Raw genomic sequence first — 7,122 nt, forward strand, 5'->3', positions numbered from 1 at the left:
CCGGCGCCCTGGGTGCCGCCCTGCCCGCGCGACCCCCGGGCGCTGCCGGCAGGCCGTGCCGGCTCGCCTACACTCGATGGGCTGATCGAACGCCCAGATCCAAACCGAGATCCGTCAAGGAGTACGCCTGTGAAGAGCACCGTCGAGACTCTGAGCCCGACGCGCGTGCGGCTCGCCATCGAGGTGCCGTTCGTCGAGCTCGAGCCGAGCCTCAAGAAGGCGTACCGGGAAATCGGTTCGCAGGTCCAGGTGCCCGGCTTCCGCCGGGGCAAGGTGCCGACGGCCGTGATCGACCAGCGGGTGGGCCGGGGGACCGTCCTCAACGAGGCGATCCAGGAGGCCATCCCGCAGAACATCCTCGCCGCGGTCCGCGAGCACGACCTGAAGACGCTCGGCCGGCCCGAGGTCGACATCACCGAGTTCAACGACGGTGACACCCTCAACTTCACCGCCGAGGTCGACGTCCGCCCGGAGATCACCCTGCCGGACCCGGCCACCGTCGAGGTGACCGTGGACGAGCTGCAGATCGACGACAGCGAGATCGACGAGCAGGTCACCGGCCTGCGCGAGCGGTTCGCCACGCTGAAGACCGTGGAGCGGCCCGCCGCCGAGGGCGACTACGTCCAGATCGACCTGAACGCGACCGTGGACGGCGAGGACGTGCCGGGCGGTTCGGCGAGCAACATCTCCCACGAGGTGGGCAGCAAGCAGCTGCTGCCGGGCCTGGACGAGGCCGTGGTCGGCCTGGCCGCCGGCGACAGCACCACCTTCACCACCCAGCTGGTCGGTGGCGACTTCGCCGGCCGGGACGCCGAGGTGGCGGTGACCGTGCGCACGGTCAAGGAGAAGGAGCTGCCGGAGCTGGACGACGACTTCGCCCAGATGGCCAGCGAGTTCGACTCGATCGAGGAGCTGCGGGCCGACCTGCGCGAGAAGGTCGAGCGCGGCAAGCGCGTCGAGCAGATCTACGCCGCCCGGGACAAGGCCCTCGAGCAGCTGGTCGCGGCCGCCGAGGTGCCGGCGCCGGAGGGCGTCGTCAAGGAGGAGGTCGAGAGCCGCAAGGCGGCCATGGTCGACCAGCTCGAGCGGATCGGCGCCTCCCTGGAGGAGTACCTCGCCGCCGAGGAGAAGACCGAGGAGCAGATCGACGCCGAGCTGAACGAGGCGGCGATCGAGGGCGTCAAGATCCAGCTCCTGCTGGACACCCTGGCCGACGCCGAGGACGTCCAGGTCTCGGACGACGAGTTCGGCCACGAGATCGTGCACCGGGCGCAGCGGGCCGGCATGCAGCCGCAGCAGTACTACGACCAGCTGGTCCGCTCGGGCGCGGCGGCCGCCGTCTTCGGCGACGTCCGCCGGGGCAAGGCGCTCGCCGCGGTGATGGAGAAGATCAAGATCAAGGACAGCGCGGGCAACGAGGTCACCCTCGACGCGCTGCGGGCCGAGAACGAAGCGGCGCACCAGCACGACCACGAGCACTGACCGATCCCGGTACGGCCGCCGTCCGCCCCTCGCGGTGGACGGCGGCCGAAACCCTTTCTCGGGTACGGCTTCGAGGTGGCTGCGCTGAGAGCGAACAGTGCCCCGACCGGGAGTCGATCACCCGGCTGAGCGGTTAATGTCGGGTACGACGGTACGGAGAGCGAAGGGCTGCCATGACCGACATGCACATCCCCAAGAAGTCGCTCCGGGCGATCGAGGCCCGCGGTGGCGACTCCATTGGCAACCTCGACGACTCGGTCTACAACCGGTTGCTCAAGGAGCGGATCGTTTTCCTGGGCAGCGAGGTGACCGACCAGGTCGCCAACCGCATCTGCGCGCAGCTGCTGCTGCTCGCCGCGGAGGACCCGGACCGCGACATCAACCTGTGGATCAACTCGCCGGGTGGCTCGGTCTACTCCGGCATGGCGATCTACGACACCATGCAGTTCATCGACAACGACGTGTCGACCGTGGCGATGGGCATGGCGGCCTCGATGGGCCAGCTGCTGCTCTGCGCGGGCACCAAGGGCAAGCGGTACGCCCTGCCGCACGCCCGGATCATGATGCACCAGCCGTCGGGTGGCCTCGGCGGCACCGCGTCGGACATCGCGATCCAGGCGGAGCAGATGCTCTACACCAAGCGGATGTTCCAGGAGCGGGTGGCGCACCACACCGGCCAGAGCCAGGCGCAGATCGAGTCGGATTCCGACCGTGACCGCTGGTTCACCGCCCAGGAGGCGATGGACTACGGCTTCATCGACAAGGTGATCATCGGGGCCGCGCAGGTTCCGGATGGCGCCGGGACCCTGAGCTGAGGAGCTGACGATGACCGACCTGAGCCTGCCGCCCCAGTTCGCGGCCGTGCACAACCGCTACGTGCTGCCGTCGTTCGTCGAGCGCACGTCGTACGGGGTGAAGGAGTCCAACCCGTACAACAAGCTCTTCGAGGACCGGATCATCTTCCTCGGCGTCCAGGTGGACGACGCGTCGGCCAACGACGTGATGGCGCAGCTGCTGACGCTCGAGGGCACCGACCCGGACCGCGACATCATCATGTACATCAACTCGCCCGGTGGCTCGTTCACCGCCATGACGGCGATCTACGACACCATGCAGTACGTCCGACCGGACATCTCCACCGTCTGCCTGGGCCAGGCGGCGAGCGCGGCGGCCGTGCTGCTCTCGGCGGGCACGCCGGGCAAGCGGATGGCGCTGCCGAACTCCCGCATCATCATCCACCAGCCGGCCACCGAGGGCGGCTACGGGCAGGGCTCGGACATCGAGATCCAGGCCCGGGAGATCCTGCGGATGCGGACCCAGCTGGAGGACATGCTCTCCCGGCACTGCAACCGGCCGATCGAGCAGGTCCGCAAGGACATCGACCGTGACAAGATCATGACGGCCGAGGAGTCCAAGGAGTACGGGCTGGTGGACACGATCCTGACCAGCCGCAAGAAGGGTCTGCTGGCCGCCAACGCGGCCAGCTGAGCGACACCCCGTGGGAGGTCGGTCGGGAACGGCGTTCCCGACCGGCCTCTGACACACCGGTTTTGGGGGTCGGAGAAACCCCCGCCAACGGGTAACGTCGGGTCGTACCGCTTCGCCGGGTTCGACCCGGCGGATGGATCGAGACGGACGGGCGCCGCAGAGCGCCCGCGGGTCAGGGCCGGCGTTCCGGCCGACGAGTGCAGGGAGAACGTAGGTGGCACGGATCGGTGACGGCGGCGACCTACTGAAATGCTCCTTCTGCGGTAAGTCGCAGAAGCAGGTCAAGAAGCTCATCGCGGGGCCCGGGGTCTACATCTGCGACGAGTGCATCGACCTCTGCAACGAGATCATCGAAGAGGAGCTGGCCGAGTCCGGCGAGGTGAAGTGGGAAGAGCTTCCCAAGCCGATGGAGATCTGCCAGTTCCTGGACAACTACGTGGTCGGCCAGGACCAGGCCAAGAAGGCCCTCGCGGTCGCGGTCTACAACCACTACAAGCGGATCCAGGCCGAGGCGGCCGGCGCGCCGGGCTCCGGCAGCGACGCCGTCGAGCTGGCCAAGTCGAACATCCTCCTGCTCGGCCCCACCGGGTGCGGCAAGACTCACCTGGCGCAGACCCTGGCCCGGATGCTGAACGTCCCGTTCGCCATCGCGGACGCCACCGCGCTCACCGAGGCCGGGTACGTCGGCGAGGACGTGGAGAACATCCTCCTCAAGCTGATCCAGGCCGCGGACTACGACATCAAGCGCGCCGAGACCGGCATCATCTACATCGACGAGGTCGACAAGATCGCCCGTAAGTCGGAGAACCCGTCGATCACCCGGGACGTCTCCGGCGAGGGTGTGCAGCAGGCGCTGCTCAAGATGCTCGAGGGCACGGTCGCGAACGTCCCGCCGCAGGGCGGCCGCAAGCACCCGCACCAGGAGTTCATCCAGATCGACACCACCAACGTGCTGTTCATCTGCGGTGGCGCCTTCGCCGGGCTCGACCAGATCATCGAGGCCCGCACCGGTTCCGGCGGCACCGGGTTCGGGGCCCGGCTGCGGTCGGTCTCCGACCGGTCGACGGACGACATCTTCAGCCAGGTCATGCCGGAGGACATGCTCAAGTTCGGGCTGATCCCGGAGTTCATCGGCCGGCTGCCGGTGATCACCAACGTGCGCAGCCTGGACCGCTCCGCCCTGGTCCGCATCCTGACCGAGCCGCGCAACGCCCTGGTCCGGCAGTACCAGCGCCTCTTCGAGCTCGACGGGGTCGAGCTGGAGTTCGAGCCGCCGGCGCTGGAGGCGATCGCCGACCAGGCCATGCTCCGCGGCACCGGCGCCCGCGGCCTCCGGGCGATCATGGAAGAGGTCCTGCTCTCCGTGATGTACGAGGTGCCGAGCAACCCCGACGCCGCCCGGGTGCTGATCACCCGCGAGGTGGTCCTGGAGAACGTCAATCCGACGATCGTGCCGCGCGAGTTCACCGGTCGCCGAGCCCGGCGGGACCGCGAGGAGAAGTCGGCCTGACCGACGCCCCACCCATCGTCACGACGGCACGGCCACCGCTGCGGTGGCCGTGCCGTTCCGCTGTCGGGGTGAGGGCTCGCCCGGGTCGCTGACGCCGTGGTCCCGGGCCGGCCCAGCGCTGGCACCGCAGCGGTGGATCTGGTAGGACCGTGCGGTGTTCCCCATCATGTTGGCGGCGGTGTCCGCGGTCGCGTTCGGTACGGCCGACTTCTCCGGCGGCAAGGCGTCCCGACGCGCCGACCCGATCGCCGTCACCGTGATCTCCCAGCTGCTGAGCGTCCCGCTGCTGCTCGTGCTCGTCCTGGTGGTGCCCGGCCGTCCCGCCGGCGCCGATCTCGCCTGGGGAGCGGCGGCCGGGGTGGCCGGCGCCGCCGGGGTGGTGCTGCTCTACCGCGCCCTGGCCGGCGGGATGATGGCCGTGGTCGCCCCGATCACCGCGATCACCGCCGCGGTGGTGCCGATCGTCGCCGGGCTGCTGACCGCCCGTTCGCCGGGGACCCTCGCGCTCTGCGGCGCCGGGCTCGCCGTGATCGCCATCGGGCTCGTCAGCCTGGGGGAGGGCGGCACCCGGGGGAGGGTCTCGCCGCGACTCATCGGGCTCGCCCTGGCCGCCGGCGCGCTCTTCGGCGTCTTCTTCGCGCTGCTCGGCCAGGCCGGCACGGCGGCCGGCATGTGGCCCGTCCTCGCGGTACGCGTCAGCTCGATCGCGTTCGGCGTCGCCCTCGCCGCCGGCGCCCGCGTCCGGCTGCGACTCGACCGCCGGGTCTGGGGCTGGGCGGCGGCCGCCGGCCTGCTGGACAGTGCGGCGAACGGGCTCTTCCTGGCCGCCGCCGCTCGCGGCCACCTCAGCGTCGTCGCCGCCATCTCCGCGCTCTACCCGGCCAGTACCGTCCTGTTGGCGCTGGCCGTCGACCGGGAACGGCTGCGCCCGGTGCAGCTGGCCGGGCTGGGCTTCGCCGCCGGCGCGCTCGTGCTCGCCAGCATCTGAGGCTGTCCGGGGCGGGTGTCCGGCCGTACCCTGATCTCCATGCGCGTCGCCGTCTGCCAGCTCAACTCCCGCGACGACCGGGCGGCCAACCTGGCCGCCGCGGCGGCGCTGCTCGAACGGGCCGCGGCGGCCGGCGCCGATCTGGCGGTCCTGCCGGAGTACGTCGACTACCTCGGCCCGTCGGCGGGGATGCCCGACCCGGAGCCGGTGGACGGCACGGTGGGCACGTTCTTCGCCGGCGTCGCCGAGCGGCTCGGCATCTGGGTGGTGGCCGGTTCCTTCCACGAGGCCGGGCCGGACCCGGACCACACCTGGAACACCACCCTGGTCTTCGACCGCACCGGCGCGCTGGCCGCCGGCTATCGCAAGATCCACCTGTACGACGTGGAGATCCCCGGTCGGGTCTCCTACCGGGAGTCCGCGACCGTCGCGCCGGGGGAGCAACCCGTGGTGGTCGACGTCGAGGGGCTCCGGGTGGGCCTGTCGATCTGCTACGACCTGCGCTTCCCGGAGCTGTACCGGCGGTTGGCGACCGAGGGCGGCGCCCAGCTGCTGGTCGTCCCGGCGGCGTTCATGATGCACACCGGTCGGGACCACTGGGAGGTGCTGCTGCGTGCCCGGGCGATCGAGAACCAGTGCTACGTGGCCGCCGCCGGCCAGACCGGTGACCACGAGCCGGGCCGTACCTGCTTCGGGCGCAGCATGGTGGTCGACCCGTGGGGGACGGTGCTCGGCCAGGTGCCGGACGGGCCGGGGTTCACCGTGGTCGAGCTCGACCTGGACCGGCTGCACACCATCCGGACCGAGGTGCCGAGCCTGGCGAACCGCCGGCTCTGACCCGCCGGCGTCGACCCGTCATCCCAGCAGCACGCCGAGCAGGGTGAGGCCGACGATCGCCGTACCGGTCACCAGCAGGGCCGTGGTCATCCGCGAGCGTCCGCGCCGGGCCAGCCGGGCGACGGAGAGTACGACGACCACCAGGACCACCACCGCGATCACCACCTGCCAGAACGGCAGCAGCAGGCTGAGCAGTGCCTCCTCGGCTACCGGAGCGGTGGAGCGGGAGACCTGATCCATGCCAGTCACTCTGGCACGGCCGGGCGCCGGCCGGGCGGCGGACCCGTCCGGGGCACCGGGCGCGGCGTTCGAAAGCCAACGACGATCATTGATTTGCCTTTGATGGCCACCTCCGCGTAACTTTCTCTCTGCACGCGGGAGGCCGGACGAACCGGCCGACAGCGGGCGCCAGGATCACCCGGCGGCGACGCCGAGCGATCACTGAGACCGGGCGGTGCGAGACACTCCGACACAGGGGTTGCGATCGCGAAGCCGACCGGGTAGAGTTCGAAAGCCGGCAGGGAGCCGGGCAGAAAGCCGCGAAGCGGCGATCGGCCGGTCTGCCGCTTCCCACGATCGAAACGAACGCCGGTTACGGCGTGCGTGAGCGTGGATGGATCGACAATCAAGATCACCTCGAAGTTGAGGTTGACTGCGAGCGCCGAGCCGAGTAGGTTGGAGAGGTTGCCCCAAGCGGGGTTCCACGGTGTGGAGCTCTGGTTGGTGTGTGGTTGTTCTTTGAGAACTCAACAGGGTGCTTGATAAGCCAGTGCCAATTGTTTTATACCCCGCGCTGGTCAGGCTTGTGTCTGGCTGG

The 7,122-nt window shown here is 70.0% G+C and carries 7 protein-coding genes; 6 read left to right on the plus strand and 1 reads right to left on the minus strand.

All coding sequences use genetic code 11. The features are described 5' to 3' along the window. The first annotated feature begins 129 nt into the window (after nt 1-129). The 6 genes from tig to ACFY3U_RS21280 all read left to right on the plus strand — a co-directional run bounded on the left by tig (nt 130) and on the right by ACFY3U_RS21280 (nt 6,305). Nucleotides 130-1,482 carry a trigger factor gene (tig, locus tag ACFY3U_RS21255; RefSeq protein ID WP_387204207.1) on the plus strand — a complete coding sequence of 451 codons (1,353 nt, stop codon included), beginning with the start codon at nt 130-132 and terminating at the stop codon, nt 1,480-1,482. A 173-nt stretch (nt 1,483-1,655) separates the two neighbouring features. Then, a complete protein-coding gene (locus tag ACFY3U_RS21260; protein ID WP_387204210.1) occupies nt 1,656-2,297 on the plus strand; it encodes an ATP-dependent Clp protease proteolytic subunit in 642 nt (213 codons plus the stop codon). Nucleotides 2,298-2,307: 10 nt separating this feature from the next. Then, nucleotides 2,308-2,970 (plus strand): ATP-dependent Clp protease proteolytic subunit, encoded by a 663-nt coding sequence (locus tag ACFY3U_RS21265; RefSeq protein ID WP_121652300.1) that lies wholly within the window; start codon nt 2,308-2,310, stop codon nt 2,968-2,970. A gap of 214 nt (nt 2,971-3,184) precedes the next feature. Next, on the plus strand, nt 3,185-4,480 hold the full coding sequence (clpX, locus tag ACFY3U_RS21270) for an ATP-dependent Clp protease ATP-binding subunit ClpX (RefSeq protein WP_387204213.1): 1,296 nt from the start codon (nt 3,185-3,187) through the stop codon (nt 4,478-4,480). A 154-nt stretch (nt 4,481-4,634) separates the two neighbouring features. After that, the gene (locus ACFY3U_RS21275; protein WP_387204216.1) at nt 4,635-5,468 is read left to right on the plus strand and encodes an EamA family transporter; all 834 of its coding nucleotides are present in this window, start codon (nt 4,635-4,637) and stop codon (nt 5,466-5,468) included. A gap of 39 nt (nt 5,469-5,507) precedes the next feature. Then, nucleotides 5,508-6,305 (plus strand): carbon-nitrogen hydrolase family protein, encoded by a 798-nt coding sequence (locus ACFY3U_RS21280; protein WP_387204219.1) that lies wholly within the window; start codon nt 5,508-5,510, stop codon nt 6,303-6,305. Between the two features lie 18 nt (nt 6,306-6,323). Here ACFY3U_RS21280 and ACFY3U_RS21285 read toward each other — a convergent pair whose 3' ends face one another. After that, complete coding sequence (locus ACFY3U_RS21285) at nt 6,324-6,545, minus strand: hypothetical protein (RefSeq protein WP_387204222.1); 222 nt, start codon at nt 6,543-6,545, stop codon at nt 6,324-6,326. Nucleotides 6,546-7,122 lie beyond the last annotated feature (577 nt).

Source organism: Micromonospora sp. NPDC000089 (assembly GCF_042899365.1).
GTDB lineage: Bacteria > Actinomycetota > Actinomycetes > Mycobacteriales > Micromonosporaceae > Micromonospora.

Bases quoted from the DNA above. Each gene is read 5' to 3' on its own strand.
- ACFY3U_RS21260 (WP_387204210.1), top strand. From the start codon at position 1,656: ATGACCGACATGCACATCCCCAAGAAGTCGCTCCGGGCGATCGAGGCC.
- ACFY3U_RS21265 (WP_121652300.1), top strand. From the start codon at position 2,308: ATGACCGACCTGAGCCTGCCGCCCCAGTTCGCGGCCGTGCACAACCGC.
- ACFY3U_RS21280 (WP_387204219.1), top strand. From the start codon at position 5,508: ATGCGCGTCGCCGTCTGCCAGCTCAACTCCCGCGACGACCGGGCGGCC.
- ACFY3U_RS21285 (WP_387204222.1), bottom strand. From the start codon at position 6,545: ATGGATCAGGTCTCCCGCTCCACCGCTCCGGTAGCCGAGGAGGCACTG.